This is a genomic window from Streptomyces sp. NPDC057428, from assembly GCF_042803195.1.
Classification (GTDB): Bacteria; Actinomycetota; Actinomycetes; order Streptomycetales; family Streptomycetaceae; genus Streptomyces.
On sequence record NZ_JBHVCT010000111.1, the window covers coordinates 1 to 17,225 of the forward strand.

Here is a 17,225-nt window from a genome sequence, read left to right on the forward strand (position 1 = left end):
GGCCCGCCCCTCTCCGACCGGAGAGGGGCGGGCCGCTCGCTCGGTGCGGCGCCGGCCGCTACTCGGCGGTCTTGCGCAGGCGGAAGACGAGCCCCAGGCCTTCGTCCTCGAACGACGAGCCGTACGTGTCGTCGGCCTCGCCCTGCGCGTAGTCCAGGGCAAGGACCTCGTCCGCGATCAGGGTCGCGTGCGCGGCCAGGGCCTCCGCGGTCTCGGCGGACGTGGAGGTCCAGCGCACCGCGATGCGGTCGGCCACGTCCAGGCCGCTGTTCTTGCGGGCCTCCTGGATCAGCCGGATCGCGTCACGGGCCAGGCCCGCGGCCCGGAGTTCGGGAGTGATCTCCAGGTCCAGGGCGACCGTCGCACCGGAGTCGGACGCCACCGACCAGCCCTCGCGCGGGGTCTCGGTGATGATGACCTCGTCGGGGGAGAGGGTGACCCGCTCGCCGTCCACGTCGACCGCGGCCGTCCCCTCGCGCAGGGCCAGTGAGAGCGCGGCGGCGTCGGCGTCCGCGACGGCCTTGGCCACCGCCTGGACGCCCTTGCCGAACCGCTTGCCCAGCGCGCGGAAGTTCGCCTTGGCCGTGGTGTCGACCAGCGAGCCGCCGCCCGCTGGACCGGCGGAGGAATCGGAGAGGGAGGCCAGGGAAGAGACGTTCAGCTCCTCCGTGATCTGTGCGCACAGCTCCGGCGTCAGGGACTCGAAGCCCGACGCCGCCACCAGGGCGCGCGACAGGGGCTGCCGCGTCTTCACGCCCGACTCGGCACGCGTGGCCCGGCCCAGCTCGACCAGGCGGCGTACCAGAGCCATCTGCGAGGAGAGCGTGGGGTCGACCGAGGCCGGGTCGGCCTTCGGCCACGTCGACAGGTGCACCGACTCCGGGGCGCCCGGGGTGACGGGGACGATCAGGTCCTGCCAGACGCGCTCCGTGATGAACGGGGTCAGCGGGGCCATCAGCCTGGTGACCGTCTCCACGACCTCGTGCAGCGTGCGGAGCGCTGCCTTGTCACCCTGCCAGAAGCGGCGGCGCGACCGGCGGACGTACCAGTTGGAAAGGTCGTCGACGAACCCGGAGAGCAGCTTGCCGGCACGCTGGGTGTCGTACGCCTCCAGTGCCGCGCTGACCTGGTCCACCAGGGTGCCGAGCTCGCTGAGCAGCCAGCGGTCCAGGACCGTGCGGTCGGCCGGTTCCGGGTCGGCCGCCGACGGCGCCCAGTTCGACGTACGGGCGTACAGGGCCTGGAAGGCCACCGTGTTCCAGTAGGTGAGGAGCGTCTTGCGGACGACCTCCTGGATGGTGCCGTGGCCCACGCGCCGCGCCGCCCACGGGGAGCCGCCGGCCGCCATGAACCAGCGGACGGCGTCGGCGCCGTGCTGGTCCATGAGCGGGATCGGCTGGAGGATGTTGCCCAGGTGCTTGGACATCTTGCGGCCGTCCTCGGCGAGGATGTGGCCCAGGCAGACGACGTTCTCGTAACTCGACTTGTCGAAGACGAGGGTGCCGACCGCCATCAGCGTGTAGAACCAGCCGCGGGTCTGGTCGATGGCCTCCGAGATGAACTGCGCCGGGTAACGGCTCTCGAAGACCTCCTTGTTCTTGTACGGGTACCCCCACTGTGCGAACGGCATCGAACCCGAGTCGTACCAGGCGTCGATGACCTCGGGGACGCGGTACGCCTCCAACTGGCAGTTCGGGTGCGAGCACGTGAAGGTGATCTCGTCGATGAACGGGCGGTGCGGGTCCAGGTCCGACTGGTCCGTGCCGGTCAGCTCGGTGAGCTCCGCGCGCGAGCCCACGCAGGTGAGGTGGTCGTCCTCGCAGCGCCAGATGGGCAGCGGGGTGCCCCAGTAGCGGTTGCGCGACAGCGCCCAGTCGACGTTGTTGTTCAGCCAGTCACCGAAGCGGCCGTTCTTGACGGAGTCCGGGTACCAGTTGGTCTTCTCGTTCTCCTGGAGCAGCCGGTCCTTGACCGCCGTCGTGCGGATGTACCAGGACGGCTGCGCGTAGTAGAGCAGCGCCGTGTGGCAGCGCCAGCAGTGCGGGTAGCTGTGCTCGTAGGGGACGTGTCGGAAGAGCTTGCCGCGCGCGGCCAGGTCCTCGGTGAGCGCCTCGTCGGCCTTCTTGAAGAACACGCCGCCGACCAGCGGGAGGTCTTCCTCGAACGTGCCGTCGGGGCGGACCGGGTTCACGACCGGCAGGCCGTACGAGCGGCAGACGACGAGGTCGTCGGCGCCGAAGGCGGGGGACTGGTGGACCAGGCCCGTACCGTCCTCGGTCGTGACGTACTCGGCGTTGACGACGAAGTGCGCCTCGGCCGGGAACTCGACCAGCTCGAACGGGCGCTCGTAGGTCCAGCGCTCCATCTCCCGGCCGGTGAAGGTCTGTCCGGTGAGCTCCCAGCCCTCGCCCAGCGCCTTTTCGACCAGGGGCTGCGCGACGACGAGCTTCTCCTCGCCGTCCGTCGCGACGACGTAGGTGACGTCCGGGTGCGCGGCGACTGCGGTGTTGGAGACCAGGGTCCAGGGGGTCGTCGTCCAGACCAGCAGTGCCGCTTCGCCCGCGAGCGGGCCGCTCGTCAGCGGGAAGCGCACGAAGACCGACGGGTCGACGACCGTCTCGTAACCCTGGGCGAGCTCGTGGTCGGACAGGCCGGTGCCGCAGCGGGGGCACCAGGGCGCGACGCGGTGGTCCTGGACGAGCAGGTCCTTGTTGAAGATCTCCTTCAGCGACCACCACACGGAGTCGACGTACTCCGGGTCCATGGTGCGGTAGGCGTCGTCCAGGTCCACCCAGTAACCCATACGGGTCGTGAGCTCGGCGAAGGCGTCGGTGTGGCGGGTCACGGACTCGCGGCACCTGGCGTTGAACTCGGCGATGCCGTACGCCTCGATGTCCTTCTTGCCGTTGAAGCCCAGCTCCTTCTCCACCGCGAGCTCGACCGGCAGGCCGTGACAGTCCCAGCCGGCCTTCCGGCCGACGTGGTAGCCCTGCATGGTGCGGAAGCGGGGGAACACGTCCTTGAAGACGCGGGCCTCGATGTGGTGGGCGCCCGGCATGCCGTTGGCTGTCGGCGGGCCCTCGTAGAAGACCCACTCGGGGCGGCCCTCGGACCGGTCGAGGCTCTTGGCGAAGATCTTGCGGTCGCGCCAGAAGTCGAGCACGGCGTGCTCGAGGGCGGGCAGGTCGACCTGGGCGGGTACCTGGCGGTACTGCGGCGATGTCATGTGCGGGCTTCCTCCGGCGGACGTCTTCCACTTCCGTCGGAGGGACGAGAGCCCGGAGCTCCCGCGGTACCACCCTCCTTGGCCCCGGGCGTGTGCCCGTGGCCCCCTCATTGGGGTCGCGATGCCGGGTCTAATGGCCCTGTGCCCGCGGGCGGAGCCCACGCGTCCAGAGCGTTCTTCCGGCGGCTCCGGGGTGATCTTCACGGCGCGCTCACCCCCGGGCTTCCACCGTCCCCGGGTCGCTGCTGGCTGCGTACGACGCTACTCGTCCCGTCCATGCCTCTCGCTGCGGCCAGTGTACGGGCCCGTACGGGCGACGGCCGACCGGTTATCCGCCCGGCGGGGCGTGACCCGAATGGCCAGACGGCCCTGAAGGAGTCCCGGAGGGCGGACGTGGGCGGATTACCCCGCGGGGAGCTGGGCACAACGCTTGCAGGCGCGCCACTGCCCGGCCGCGGGGAGGGGCGAACCGGCGGCGTGCCCCGTTGCCGCGGAGCTGGGGCCGATTTATCGTCCCAGCACGATTCGCGTGCAAGATCACACTATGTGAAGGGGCCGCGGCCATGGTGGCGAAGAAGACCGCCGGATCGAAGACGGCGTCCGAGAGATCCACGGCCGCCGGGGAGAGCCCCGGGAGCGACGGTGAGCAGGACGCACCCGAGGCGGCCCAGGAGAAGCCGGTGAGGAAGACGGCGAAGAAGGCCGCGGACCGTCCCGCGGACGAGCCGGCGCACCACGGGCCGGTGAAGAAAAGCACGGCGAAGAAGAGCACGGCGAAGAAGAGCGCAGCCAAAAAGGCTTCGAAGAAGGCAACGGGGGCGGCGGATGCCGCAGAGCAGACAGGAGCCCACACGGTGGTAGCCAAGAAGAGCGCCGGCCGGTCCACGGCTGTCGGAAAGGGCGCCGCCACGGCGGTGCCCCAGGCCCGCGCCGCCGCGACGGCTCCCGGGGAGCTCGCGGTCCGGCCGGGGGAGGACCCCTGGACGCCGGAGGAGGTCGACGCGGCGCGGGCCGAGCTGACCGGTGAGGCCGCGCGGCTGCGCACCGAGCTGGAGGCCTCGGGAGCGGCCCTGGCAGGCCTGATGCGCGACTCCGGGGACGGGGCCGGTGACGACGACGCCGACACCGGCACGAAGAACATCACCCGTGAGCACGAGCTGTCCCTGGCCGCCCACGCCCAGGAGACGCTGGACCAGACGGAGCGCGCCCTGGCCCGGCTGGACGCCGGGACGTACGGCCTCTGCGAGGTCTGCGGCAATCCCATCGGGAAGGCCCGTATGCAGGCCTTCCCCCGGGCCACGCTCTGCGTCGAGGACAAGCAGAAGCAGGAGCGGCGGGGCCAGTGACCGGGGACGCCGGGCGGTCCGGGGCCTGAGACCCCGGACCGCCCGGGTGTGTCGTACCCTCGTCCTCAGTCAGGCACCTAGGTTGAGGGACTCACGTGGCAGAGGCGGAGCGCATCATCGGTACGCCGGACATCCCTGATGCCGAGGGGGCCGACGGGGCTGAGCCCCGGGAGCCCACCGGGGGCGCGACCACGTCCGGGAGCGACGGCACGGTCGGCGGGCGCGGCAGGAAGAAGATCCTGGCGCTCCTCGGGGTGGCGGTCCTCGCCTACCTGCTGGACCTGATCAGCAAGATGATCGTGGTCGCGAAGCTGGAGCACGAGGAGCCCATCGAGATCTTCGGCGACTGGCTCAAGTTCGACGCGATCCGCAACGCGGGCGCCGCCTTCGGGATCGGCGAGGCGTTCACCGTGATCTTCACGGCCATCGCCGCCGTCGTGATCATCGTCATCGTCCGGCTGGCCCGCAAGCTCTACAGCCTGCCCTGGGCGATCGCGCTGGGCCTTCTGCTCGGCGGGGCGCTCGGCAACCTCACCGACCGGATCTTCCGGGCTCCCGGAGTCTTCAAGGGTGCCGTGGTCGACTTCATCGCCCCCGCGCACTTCGCCGTCTTCAACCTCGCGGACTCCGCGATCGTGTGCGGCGGAATCCTCATCGTGATCCTCTCCTTCAAGGGCCTGGACCCCGACGGCACCGTGCACAAGGACTAGCGGGCGCAAGGCATACTCGACGGGTGAGTACGCATCCCGAGGTCCGCACCCTGCCCGTACCCGACGGCCTGGAGGGCGAGCGTGTCGACGCCGCCATCTCCCGGATGTTCGGTTTCTCCCGCACGAAGGCCGCCGAGCTGGCCGCCGCCGGGAAGGTGCAGGTGGACGGTGCTGTGGCCGGGAAGTCCGAGCGTGTGCACGGGGGCGCCTGGATGGAGGTCGAGATGCCGCAGGCAGCCGCCCCGGTCCAGATCGTCGCCGAGCCCGTCGAGGGCATGGAGATCGTCCACGACGACGACGACATCGTCGTCATCATGAAGCCGGTCGGCGTCGCCGCGCACCCCAGCCCCGGCTGGACCGGCACCACTGTCATCGGCGGCCTCGCGGCGGCCGGCTACCGGATCTCGACGTCCGGCGCCGCCGAGCGCCAGGGCATCGTGCACCGGCTGGACGTCGGTACGTCCGGACTGATGGTCGTGGCCAAGTCCGAGCGTGCCTACACCCTGCTCAAGGCCCAGTTCCGCGACCGCGTCGTCGAGAAGAAGTACCACGCGCTGGTCCAGGGACACCCCGACCCGATGAGCGGCACGATCGACGCCCCCATCGGCCGCCACCCGCAGCACGACTACAAGTGGGCCGTCACCGCCGAGGGCAAGCCCTCCGTGACGCACTACGACCTCATCGAGGCCTACCGCGCGGCGAGCCTGCTCGACATCAAGCTGGAGACCGGGCGCACCCACCAGATCCGTGTGCACATGTCGGCGCACCGGCATCCTTGCGTCGGCGACCTGACCTACGGCGCCGACCCGACGCTGGCCAAGCGCCTGGGCCTCACCCGGCAGTGGCTGCACGCCGTCCGGCTCGGCTTCGAGCACCCCGCCGACGGCAGCTGGGTCGAGTTCGCCAGCACCTACCCGGACGACCTCCGCCAGGCCCTCGACACGATCGCGGCGGAGAGCGAGTGAGCTCCGGCCACGTCGAGTGCAGCACCCGCAGGGCCCTTCAGGAGAGTGATCTCGCGGCCTGCTTCCAGGTGCGCAAGGAGGTCTTCGTGGGCGAGCAGCAGGTGCCCGAGGACATCGAGTACGACGCCCACGACGCCACGGCTGTGCACGTCCTCGCCGTCGCCGCGGACGGATCCGCCCTCGGCACGGGACGGCTGCTGCACGGCGCGGCCGCGGCGGACCGCACCGACGGCGACCCCACGGCCGGTTCGCTCGGCCGGCTCGCGGTGACCCGCGCGGCCCGCGGCCTCGGTGTGGGGGCGGCGCTGGTCCGTGCGATCGAGGAGGAGGCCCGCACGCTGGGCTTGACCTCCGTGGACCTGCACGCCCAGACACACGCACTCGGCTTCTACGAGCGGCTCGGGTACCGCGCGTACGGCCCCGAGTTCGACGACGCCGGGATGCCGCACCGCGCGATGCGCCGCCCGCTCTGACCGCGGACCGGGTGCCGCGGTACCTCGGCGTGCGCAGTCTGCGCCGACGCCCCGCAGGCCCGGCGGCTCAGCCGCGGCCCGTACGGGGCGCCTTGTCCTGATCGGCCGCCCAGCCGTTGGCGGACGTGCCGACCTGCTCGGCGCCGGTCAGCTCCCGCCAGTGGTCCCCGGGCGGAAGCGCCGCGGGCGAGGTCACGATCCGCGGGAGCGCGTACGGGTGGTGGTCGCGAAGCCAGCCGATCAACTGCTCCCGCACGGCGCAGCGCACCGTCCAGATGTCGTCGGCGTCCTTCGCGGTGACCACGGCCCGCACCTGGATCGTCGACGGGGTGGTGTCCGTCACCGCCAGGGACCAGTCACGGCCGTCCCAGGCGGCACACTCACCGAGGATGTCGCGGAGCTTGTCCCGCATCGCCGGGATCGGCGCGGAGTGGTCCAGCTGGAGGAAGACCGTGCCGGTCATCTGCACCCCGCCGCGCGACCAGTTCTCGAACGGCTTGCTCGTGAAGTACGACACGGGCATGGTGATACGCCGCTCGTCCCAGGTCCGCACCGCGAGGAAGGTCAGGGTGATCTCCTCCACGGTGCCCCACTCGCCGTCCACCACCACGGTGTCGCCGATCCGCACCATGTCGCCGAAGGCGATCTGGAACCCCGCGAAGAGGTTGCCGAGCGTCGACTGGGCGGCGACACCGGCGACGATCCCGAGGACACCGGCGGACGCCAGCATCGACGTGCCGACGGTGCGCATGGCCGGGAACGTCAGCAGCATCGCGGCGACGGCCACCGTCGCCACCACTGCGGTGACCACGCGCTGGATCAGCGTGACCTGGGTGCGGACGCGGCGGACACGGGCGGGATCGCGGGTGCCCGTCGCGTAACGCGCGTACGAGGACTGCACGACGGTGGCGGCGACGCGGATGACCAGCCAGGCCGACGCGGCGATCAGCACGAGCGTGAGCGTCTGGCTGATCCCGGGCCGGTGCTCCCGTACGGTCTCGAGCCGGAGCTGACCGAAGCTGGCCCTCAGCAGAGCCGTGCACAGCACCACTTGGAGAGGTGGGCGGCAGAGCCGCAGAAGACCCCAGACGGGCGTCTCGTGATGCCGGCTGTCCGCCCGGCGCAGCAGCAGATCGACCAGCCAGCCCACCAGCAGGGTGATCGCCGGCGACCCGCCCAGCACGAGCAGCGGCCGCAGTACGTTCTCCATTCCGTCGTCCTCCAAGAGTCGGGGCACGCCTGGCACCATGGAGCGCATGAACATCATGCTTTTCCACTCGACCTACGGTCTGAGGCCGGCCGTGCACGCGTCTGCCGACCGGCTGCGCGCAGCCGGGCACGAGGTGCGCGTGCCCGATCTCTTCGAGGGGCACACCTTCGAGACGGTCGAGGAGGGAATGGCCTTCAAGGATCAGGTGGGCAAGGACGAGCTGCTCAAGCGGGCCGTGCTGGCCGCCGCGCCCTACTCCGACCAGGGCCTCGTGTACGCGGGCTTCTCCTTCGGTGCGTCGGTGGCGCAGACCCTCGCGCTCGGTGACGCGAAGGCACGCGGCCTGCTGCTGCTCCACGGGACCTCGGACATCGCCGAGAACGCCTCGGTGGACGAGCTGCCCGTGCAGCTCCACGTCGCCGACCCCGACGCCTTCGAGTCGCCGGACTGGCTGAACAGCTGGTACCTCCAGATGCAGCGGACCGGGGCCGACGTCGAGGTCTACCGCTATCCCGGAGCCGGGCACCTCTACACGGATTTCGACCTGCCCGACTTCGACCAGGCGGCGGCCGACCTGACGTGGAAGGTCGCGATCGGCTTCCTCGCCACGCTGTAGGCCGGCGGCCGGGGCCGCGCACCCTCGGCGCGCGGCCCCGGCGCGGGGCACGCTCTCAGCGCACCGGGGCGCTCACCCGCTCGATCCTCTGGGTGCCGCTGAGCGTGCGGTAGGACCGGACCCAGGACGAGGTCGCGTCCTTCGCGGTCTTGTCGGACACGGCGTAGTAGTCCATCTGGGAGCGCTCGGACGTCACGTCGAGGACCCCGTAGCCGTGCGAGTCCAGATCGACCCATTTCACATGGCGGTTGGCCGCCTTCACCTCCGCGGCCGCGACGAGTGACACCGTCTGCGGGGCCACCCGCAGGATGTCGTCCAGGTTGTCCGAGGTCACAGAAGTGACCACGAACTCGGTTGCCGCGGAGGCGGACAGCGGATATGTCGCCGCCTTCACGGGGACGTCGTTGGCCCACGCCATGTGGATGTCACCGGTCAGGAAGACCGTGTTCCGGATCCCCCTGTCCCGCAGGTGGGAGATGAGCTCCTTGCGGTCGTCCGTGTAGCCGTCCCACTGGTCGACGTTGACCGCCAGACCCTCCGAGGGCAGTCCCAGCAGTTCCGCCAGGGGTGCCAGCAGATGCGCCGGCAGGGCGCCGAAGGCGACCGGGGAGATCATGACGGATGTGCCGACCAGTTTCCAGGCGGCGTCCGATCCGGCGAGCCCGGCCTTCAGCCAGTCCAGTTGGGCCCGCCCGGTGATCGAACGCTCCGGGTCGTCCACCGCCCCGTTGCCGACCGACGCCTGTTCGGAACGGAAGCTGCGCAGGTCGAGCAGGTGCAGTTCGGCCAGGCTGCCGAAGGTGAGACGCCGGTAGACGGTCCCCTCCGTGGAGGCGCGGACCGGCATCCACTCGAAGTACGCCTGCTTCGCCGCGGCCACCCGGGCGTCCCACGAACCCTCGGTGCCGGGGGTGTGGTTCTCCGCCCCGCCGGACCAGGCGTCGTTGGCGAACTCGTGGTCGTCCCAAATCGCGATCACCGGGTGGGCGGCGTGCAGAGACTGGAGGTCGGTATCCGTCTTGTATGTGGCGTGCCGGGTCCGGTAGTCGGCGAGGGTGAGGATCTCGTGCGACGGGGCGTGAGGGCGTACCACGGTGTCCTGGGTCGGGTAACTGCCCGACGCGTACTCGTAGATGTAGTCGCCCAGGTGCAGGACGGCGTCCAGGTCGGCACGGGCCGCCAGGTGCCGGTAGGGGGAGAACCAGCCCGCCTCCCAGTTGGCGCAGGACACGACGCCGAAGCGGACCCCGGGGGTGGGGGCATCCTTGGCGGGCGCCGTGCGGGTGCGGCCGGCGGGGGAGAGCACCCTCTGTCCGGTGCCGCCCGCCGAGAACCTGAACCAGTAGGCCGTGGACGGGCGCAGCCCGCGGACGTCGGCCCTGACGGTGTGGTCGGAGGCGGACCGGGCGACGGTCGTGCCCCGGGCTGCTATCCGGGAGAACGCCTTGTCCTCGGCGATCTCCCAGTCCACCGCCGTGTCGGCGCCGATGCCCGAACCGGGCACGGCGTCCGGAGCGGGAGTGACGCGGGTCCACAGGAGTACGCCGTCGGGCAGCGGGTCCCCCGACGCGACGCCGTGCAGGAAGGCCGGGCCGCCCGCGGCCCGTGCGCCGGAGGCGGCCGCGAGGACGGGAGCGGCGACGGCGGTGGCGGCTGCGGCCTTGACGACCGTGCGGCGGCTGGGTGCTGCTGAGAGGTGTCTGGTCACGGACGATGACCCTACTGGCGAGTAGAGCGAACAGGCGGGCGAACAAGAGGAGTTCGCCCGCCTGTTGGCCGGATGACGCCTGGAACTGCTCCCGTCGCCCTCCGCGGACGACGGTTCTCCCGTCAGCCCTTCAGGGCCGCGGTGATCGCCTTGTCGAAGTCGGCCACCGTCATGGGGGCGTTCTTGCTGCCCTCGGCGGTGAGCGTCTTGCCGTCCATCTTCAGGGTCGGGGTGCCCTGGACGCCGCTCTTGTCGAACGCCTTGGACATCTTGATCGCCCAGGCGTCGTACGTGCCGTCCTCGACGTCCTTCTTGAACGCCGCGTTGCCCTTCAGCGCGTCCACCGTGTCCGCCACCTCGATGAGGTAGCTGTCCTTGGCGAACTTGTCGCTGGTCTCCTGGGGGTGGTACTTCGCGGAGTAGAGCGCGGCCTTGTACTCCAGGAAGGCCTCGGGGCTCACGTCGAGCGCCGCGCCCAGCGCGCTCAGGGCGTTCTTCGAACCCTCGCCGCTGTCCGAGTTGTCGATGAAGGTCGCACCGACGTACTTGATCTTGTACTTGCCGGCGTCGACGTCCCCGGTCACCGTCTTGCCGACCGTCTGCTCGAACGTGGCGCAGATCGGGCAGCGCGAGTCCTCGTACAGTTCCAGGGTCTTCTTGGCGCCGGCCTTGCCGATGACGACGGTCGTGCCGTCGGTGCCCGAGGTGTTCTTCGGGGCGGTGACGTTCTTCGCGTCGGCCGCGGCCTCCCAGGCGGAGGGCTTGTTCAGCTGCATCACGCCGTAGCTGACGCCGCCGGCGATCGCCAGCACGGCGACGACGGAGACGCCGACGACGATCTGCTTGCGGGTCTTGTCCTTCTTGACCTGGCGCTCGCGCTCCGCGCGCAGCCGCTCACGGGCGGCGGACTTGTTGGCCTGGCTGTTGCGGTTGCTCATGGGTGTGCTCCGTAGGTGTGGGGGTGGCTCAGGGGACTTTCCGCATACTCAGGCGAAGGTGCGGGCCGAGCGCGGAGGGCCCCTTCGTCCCACGGAGTGCACGAGGAAGCGTGCCGGTGCGAGCGGGTGCGGGCGGGCGGCGCGGCGGATGCCCGGCCGGGTGCGCCGTCCCGTCGCGCGTGTCGCGGCGGCCGCGGTCAGCAGCGGCCGGAAGGCGAAGTCGGCCGCTGAGCGCAGGAGCCTGGCGAGTGCCGACTCCCCGCGCCGCAGCCAGGCCGCGGCCAGCAGCCCGACCGAGACGTGCGCGGCCAGCAGCAGCCACGGGACGGCCGGTCCGGGCGATGCCAGCAGGGCGGCGTGACCGCCGGCGGCGGCCACCCCGGCCAGCGGTGTGCCGACGGAGGCGACACCGGGGAGCCCGTCGGGGCCCGTCCCGGCCTCACCGCCGCAGAGCACGTCGACGCCCACGGAGCGCAGCGGCCCCGCGATCGGGCCGCCCGCCGCGCCGTAGCAGAGGTGCTGGCCGGTGGTGAACACCGTGTCGGCCGCCAGTTCCAGCGGAACCAGCAGTCCGGCGATCGCCCCGAAACCGCGCTCCCGGCCCGCCAGCGCGAAGGCCACGGCGAAGACCGCGCCGGCCAGCAGTGCGACCGCCGTCATCGGCAGCGGGACCCGGGAGAGCAGCACGTGGGACGCGGAGGAGAGCGTGACGACGAGCGCGGTGAACAGCGCCGCGCGTACCGCTCTGATCTGCGTCCCTGATACGTCCATCGCCGGAAAGTGTGCCATGCGTTCCTGTAAGCGAGTCCTAAGGACCTGCGGGGGGCGGTTCCTACAGGCCGGGGATGCGGCCGTTGCGGAAGAGGTCCACGAAGATCTGGTGGTCGGCACGGGCGCGCGCGCCGTAGCTGTGCGCGAAGTCGACCAGCAGCTCCGCGAAGCCCTCCTTGTCCCCCGCGATGGCCGCGTCGATGGCGCGTTCGGTGGAGAACGGCACCAGTGAGTGACCGCTCTCGTCGTCGGCCGCCGAGTGCATCGTCGCCGTGGCCCGGCCGAGATCCGCGACCACCGCCGCGATGTCCTCCGGCTCGTCGATGTCGGACCAGTCCAGATCGACCGCGTACGGGGAGACCTCGGCGACCAGCTGACCGGAACCGTCCAGCTCGGTCCATCCCAGCCACGGGTCGGCGTGAGCCTGGAGCGCGCGCTGGGAGATCACCGTGCGGTGGCCCTCGTGCTGGAAGTACTCACGCACGGCCGCGTCGGTGATGTGGCGGGAGACCGCAGGGGTCTGCGCCTGCTTGACGTAGATCACGACGTCGTTCTCCAGGGCGTCGCTGTTGCCCTCCAGGAGGATGTTGTACGACGGCAGGCCGGCGGAGCCGATGCCGATGCCGCGCCGGCCGACGACGTCCTTGACCCGGTAGGAGTCGGGACGGGTCAGGCTCGACTCCGGCAGCGTCTCCAGATAGCCGTCGAACGCGGCGAGCACCTTGTAGCGCGTGGCGGCGTCCAGGTCGATCGCCCCGCCGCCGGCCCCGAAGCGCCGCTCGAAGTCCCGGATCTCCGTCATCGAGTCCAGCAGGCCGAACCGGGTGAGGGAACGCGCGACGCGGAGCGCTCCCAGCAGCGGGCCGTCCGCGGTGTCCAGGGTGAAGGGCGGCACCTCGTCGTTCTTCGCGCCCGTCGCCAGCGCGTGAATCCGCTCACGGTAGGCGCCGGCGAAGACCCGGACGAGCTCGGAGATCTGCTCGTCGCCCAGGGCCTTCGCGTAGCCGATCAGGGCGACGGAGGCGGCGAAGCGCTTGAGGTCCCAGGTGAACGGGCCCACATAGGCCTCGTCGAAGTCGTTGACGTTGAACACGAGCCGGCCGTTGGCGTCCATGTACGTGCCGAAGTTCTCGGCGTGGAGATCGCCATGGATCCAGACCCGGCTGGTGCGCTCGTCCAGGTACGGGCCGCCGTTCTGCTCGCGGTCCAGGTCGGCGTAGAACAAGCCGGCCGAGCCCCGGTAGAAGGCGAACGCGGAACCCGCCATCTTGCGGAACTTGACCCGGAAGGCTGCGGGATCCGCGGCGAGGAGCTCGCCGAACGCGGTGTCGAAAACGGCGAGAATCTGCTCCCCGCGCTGCTCTGCGCCGGTCTGCGTGTCCGACATCGCTGGGTGCCTCCTGGTGCATGGTGTTCATGACAAAACGGACGGGCGTTCTCGCCCTTCCAACGCGCGACCGTACCCCGGAGTGCCCGTCGTCCGTCACCTCCAGGACGTAGACTTCCACGCTGTCCCCCTCAGCCGTCGTCCCCCGTTCGCAGAGCGGTCACCACCCCCAGTCACCACCCCCAGGCGAGGCGCTCCGCGCCGCGCCCTCACCGACTCCCGGAGGCACAGCGCCGTGGCCAAGCCGCCCTTCACGCACCTGCACGTCCACACCCAGTACTCGCTGCTGGACGGTGCCGCGCGGCTCAAGGACATGTTCGAGGCGTGCAACGACATGGGCATGTCGCACATCGCCATGACCGACCACGGCAACCTCCACGGCGCGTACGACTTCTTCCACTCGGCGAAGAAGGCGGGGGTCACGCCGATCATCGGGATCGAGGCCTACGTCGCCCCCGAGTCGCGCAAGCACAAGCGCAAGATCCAGTGGGGCCAGCCGCACCAGAAGCGCGACGACGTCTCGGGTTCCGGTGGTTACACCCACAAGACGATCTGGGCGGCGAACAGCACAGGACTGCACAACCTCTTCAAACTCTCCTCGGACGCGTACGCCGAGGGCTGGCTGCAGAAGTGGCCCCGCATGGACAGGGAGACCATCTCCCAGTGGTCCGAGGGCCTGATCGCCTCCACGGGCTGCCCCTCGGGAGAGGTGCAGACCCGGCTGCGGCTCGGGCAGTTCGACGAGGCGGTCCAGGCGGCGTCCGACTACAAGGACATCTTCGGCGAGGGCCGGTACTTCCTGGAGCTGATGGACCACGGCATCGAGATCGAGCGCCGGGTCCGCGACGGGCTCCTGGAGATCGGCAGGAAGCTCGGCATCCCGCCGCTCGTGACGAACGACTCGCACTACACGTACGCGAACGAGGCGACCGCGCACGACGCCCTGCTCTGCATCCAGACCGGCAAGAACCTCTCCGACCCGGACCGCTTCCGCTTCGACGGCACGGGCTACTACCTCAAGACCACGGACGAGATGTACGGCGTCGACTCCTCGGACGCCTGGCAGGAGGGCTGCGCCAACACCCTGCTGGTCGCGCAGCAGATCGACACCGCGGGCATGTTCGAGAAGCGCGACCTCATGCCGAAGTTCGAGATCCCCGAGGGCTTCACGGAGGTCACCTGGTTCCAGGAGGAGGTCCGGGCCGGCATGGGCCGCCGCTACCCGGACGGTGTCCCCGACGACCGGCAGAAGCAGGCCGAGTACGAGATGGACATCATCATCCAGATGGGGTTCCCGGGGTACTTCCTCGTCGTCGCCGACTTCATCATGTGGGCCAAGAACAACGGCATCGCGGTCGGCCCCGGCCGAGGCTCCGCCGCCGGTTCGATCGTCGCGTACGCCATGGGCATCACCGACCTCGACCCGATCACCCACGGGCTGATCTTCGAGCGCTTCCTCAACCCCGAGCGCGTGTCCATGCCCGACGTCGACATCGACTTCGACGAGCGCAGGCGCGTCGAGGTCATCCGGTACGTGACCGAGAAGTACGGCGCCGACAAGGTCGCCATGATCGGCACCTACGGCAAGATCAAGGCCAAGAACGCCATCAAGGACTCCGCGCGCGTCCTGGGCTACCCCTACGCGATGGGCGACCGGCTCACCAAGGCCATGCCCGCCGACGTCCTCGGCAAGGGCATCGACCTCAGCGGCATCACCGACCCGAAGCACCCGCGCTACAGCGAGGCGGGCGAGATCCGGGGGATGTACGAGAACGAGCCGGACGTCCAGAAGGTCATCGACACCGCCAAGGGCGTCGAGGGCCTCGTCCGGCAGATGGGTGTGCACGCGGCCGGCGTGATCATGTCCAGCGAGCCCATCGTCGACCACGCCCCGGTCTGGGTCCGGCACACCGACGGCGTCACCATCACGCAGTGGGACTACCCCCAGTGCGAGTCGCTCGGCCTGCTGAAGATGGACTTCCTCGGCCTGCGCAACCTGACGATCATGGACGACGCCATCAAGATGGTGAAGGCCAACAAGGGCGTCGACCTGGAGATGCTCGCCCTGCCGCTGGACGACCCCAAGACGTACGAGCTGCTGTGCCGCGGTGACACGCTCGGGGTTTTCCAGTTCGACGGCGGCCCCATGCGCTCGCTGCTGCGCCAGATGCAGCCCGACAACTTCGAGGACATCTCCGCCGTCTCGGCCCTGTACCGGCCGGGCCCGATGGGCATGAACTCGCACACGAACTACGCCGAGCGAAAGAACGCCCGGCAGGAGATCACCCCGATCCACCCGGAGCTGGAGGAGCCCCTCAAGGAGGTCCTCGGGCTCACCTACGGTCTGATCGTGTACCAGGAGCAGGTGCAGAAGGCGGCGCAGATCGTCGCCGGCTACTCGCTCGGCGAGGCCGACATCCTGCGTCGCGTGATGGGCAAGAAGAAGCCCGACGAGCTGGCGAAGAACTTCGTCCTCTTCGAGGCCGGTGCCAAGAAGAACGGCTTCTCCGACGCGGCCATCAAGGCACTGTGGGACGTCCTGGTGCCGTTCGCCGGGTACGCGTTCAACAAGGCCCACTCCTCGGCGTACGGCCTGGTCACCTACTGGACCGCCTACCTCAAGGCGAACTATCCCGCCGAGTACATGGCCGCCCTGCTGACGTCCGTCAAGGACGACAAGGACAAGTCCGCGGTCTACCTCAACGAGTGCCGGCGCATGGGCATCAAGGTGCTCCCGCCGAACGTCAACGAGTCCGAGTCGAACTTCGCCGCCCAGGGTGACGACGTGATCCTCTTCGGGCTGACCGCGATCCGCAACGTCGGGCAGAACGTGGTCGACTCGATCATCAGGTGCCGCAAGGCGAAGGGGAAGTACTCCACGTTCCCCGACTTCCTCGACAAGGTCGAAGCGGTCGTCTGCAACAAGCGCACCGTCGAGTCACTCATCAAGGCCGGGGCCTTCGACGAGATGGGGCACACCCGCAAGGGGCTCGTCGCCCACCACGAGCCGATGATCGACAACGTGGTGCAGGTCAAGCGCAAGGAGGCCGAGGGGCAGTTCGACCTCTTCGGCGGCATGGGCGACGAGGCGAGCGACGAGCCGGGCTTCGGCCTCGACGTCGAGTTCTCCGACATCGAGTGGGAGAAGTCCTACCTGCTCGCACAGGAACGCGAGATGCTCGGCCTCTACGTCTCCGACCATCCGCTCTTCGGACTCGAGCACGTCCTGTCCGACAAGTCGGATGCCGCGATCTCGCAGCTCACCGGCGGGGAGCACTCCGACGGGGCGATCGTCACCGTGGGCGGCATCATCTCCGGCCTCCAGCGCAAGATGACCAAGCAGGGCAACGCCTGGGCCATCGCCACCGTCGAGGACCTCGCGGGCTCCATCGAGTGCATGTTCTTCCCCGCGACCTACCAGCTGGTCTCCACCCAGCTCGTCGAGGACACCGTCGTCTTCGTCAAGGGCCGCCTCGACAAGCGCGAGGACGTGCCGCGCCTCGTCGCGATGGAGATGCAGGTCCCCGATATCTCCAACGCCGGGTCCAACGCCCCCGTCGTGCTGACCATCCCCACGGTCAGGGTCACCCCGCCCATGGTCAGCAGGCTCGGTGAGGTCCTCAGCAACCACCGGGGCGACACCGAGGTGCGCATCAGGCTCCAGGGCCCGCGCAAGACCACCGTGCTCCGGCTCGACCGGCACCGGGTCAAGCCGGACCCGGCCCTCTTCGGTGACCTGAAGGTCCTCCTCGGCCCGTCCTGCCTGGCAGGCTGACGGCCTTCACCCCGCACCCGCGAGAGGGGCGCCCCGCCGACCGGCGGGGGGCCCCCCGCCGCCCGCCGGCCCCGCCGGGCGGGCGGTGTGGGGGGCGCGC

Annotated in this window: 12 protein-coding genes; 6 read left to right on the forward strand and 6 right to left on the reverse strand. The window is 70.2% G+C overall.

Going from position 1 to position 17,225, the window contains the following annotated elements; all coding sequences use genetic code 11:
* Positions 1-58: 58 nt before the first annotated feature.
* The gene (ileS, locus tag ACFU5K_RS28305; RefSeq protein WP_384066630.1) at positions 59-3,226 is read right to left on the reverse strand and encodes an isoleucine--tRNA ligase; all 3,168 of its coding nucleotides are present in this window, start codon (positions 3,224-3,226) and stop codon (positions 59-61) included.
* A gap of 563 nt (positions 3,227-3,789) precedes the next feature.
* Between ileS and ACFU5K_RS28310 the strand changes: the two genes are divergently transcribed.
* From ACFU5K_RS28310 to ACFU5K_RS28325, 4 genes are all read left to right on the forward strand, one after another.
* On the forward strand, positions 3,790-4,572 hold the full coding sequence (locus tag ACFU5K_RS28310) for a TraR/DksA family transcriptional regulator (RefSeq protein WP_384066632.1): 783 nt from the start codon (positions 3,790-3,792) through the stop codon (positions 4,570-4,572).
* A 95-nt stretch (positions 4,573-4,667) separates the two neighbouring features.
* Positions 4,668-5,282, forward strand: coding sequence for a signal peptidase II (lspA, locus tag ACFU5K_RS28315; RefSeq protein WP_384066633.1), 615 nt, complete (start codon positions 4,668-4,670; stop codon positions 5,280-5,282).
* 23 nt (positions 5,283-5,305) lie between these two features.
* Entirely contained in the window at positions 5,306-6,247 is a 942-nt protein-coding gene (locus tag ACFU5K_RS28320) for an RluA family pseudouridine synthase (RefSeq protein ID WP_384066635.1), read from the forward strand.
* A complete protein-coding gene (locus ACFU5K_RS28325) occupies positions 6,244-6,720 on the forward strand; it encodes a GNAT family N-acetyltransferase (protein WP_384066637.1) in 477 nt (158 codons plus the stop codon). Before ACFU5K_RS28320 ends, ACFU5K_RS28325 begins: the two co-directional genes overlap by 4 nt.
* A 67-nt stretch (positions 6,721-6,787) precedes the next feature.
* Here ACFU5K_RS28325 and ACFU5K_RS28330 read toward each other — a convergent pair whose 3' ends face one another.
* Entirely contained in the window at positions 6,788-7,930 is a 1,143-nt protein-coding gene (locus tag ACFU5K_RS28330; RefSeq protein WP_384066649.1) for a mechanosensitive ion channel family protein, read from the reverse strand.
* A 37-nt stretch (positions 7,931-7,967) separates the two neighbouring features.
* Between ACFU5K_RS28330 and ACFU5K_RS28335 the strand changes: the two genes are divergently transcribed.
* Positions 7,968-8,546: a dienelactone hydrolase family protein gene (locus tag ACFU5K_RS28335; protein ID WP_384066639.1), complete on the forward strand. Its 579-nt coding sequence runs from the start codon at positions 7,968-7,970 to the stop codon at positions 8,544-8,546.
* Positions 8,547-8,601: 55 nt separating this feature from the next.
* On the opposite strand, the gene ACFU5K_RS28340 is transcribed toward ACFU5K_RS28335, so the two are convergent.
* The 4 genes from ACFU5K_RS28340 to ACFU5K_RS28355 form a co-directional block, all read right to left on the reverse strand.
* On the reverse strand, positions 8,602-10,254 hold the full coding sequence (locus tag ACFU5K_RS28340) for an alkaline phosphatase D family protein (RefSeq protein WP_384066641.1): 1,653 nt from the start codon (positions 10,252-10,254) through the stop codon (positions 8,602-8,604).
* Between the two features lie 122 nt (positions 10,255-10,376).
* Positions 10,377-11,192 (reverse strand): DsbA family protein, encoded by an 816-nt coding sequence (locus tag ACFU5K_RS28345; RefSeq protein WP_384066643.1) that lies wholly within the window; start codon positions 11,190-11,192, stop codon positions 10,377-10,379.
* Positions 11,193-11,240: 48 nt separating this feature from the next.
* Complete coding sequence (locus tag ACFU5K_RS28350; RefSeq protein WP_384066644.1) at positions 11,241-11,963, reverse strand: hypothetical protein; 723 nt, start codon at positions 11,961-11,963, stop codon at positions 11,241-11,243.
* Between the two features lie 61 nt (positions 11,964-12,024).
* The gene (locus tag ACFU5K_RS28355; protein WP_384066646.1) at positions 12,025-13,350 is read right to left on the reverse strand and encodes a DUF2252 domain-containing protein; all 1,326 of its coding nucleotides are present in this window, start codon (positions 13,348-13,350) and stop codon (positions 12,025-12,027) included.
* Positions 13,351-13,585: 235 nt separating this feature from the next.
* Between ACFU5K_RS28355 and dnaE the strand changes: the two genes are divergently transcribed.
* Positions 13,586-17,125, forward strand: a complete 3,540-nt coding sequence (dnaE, locus tag ACFU5K_RS28360; RefSeq protein ID WP_384066647.1) for a DNA polymerase III subunit alpha — start codon at positions 13,586-13,588, stop codon at positions 17,123-17,125.
* Positions 17,126-17,225: the final 100 nt, after the last annotated feature.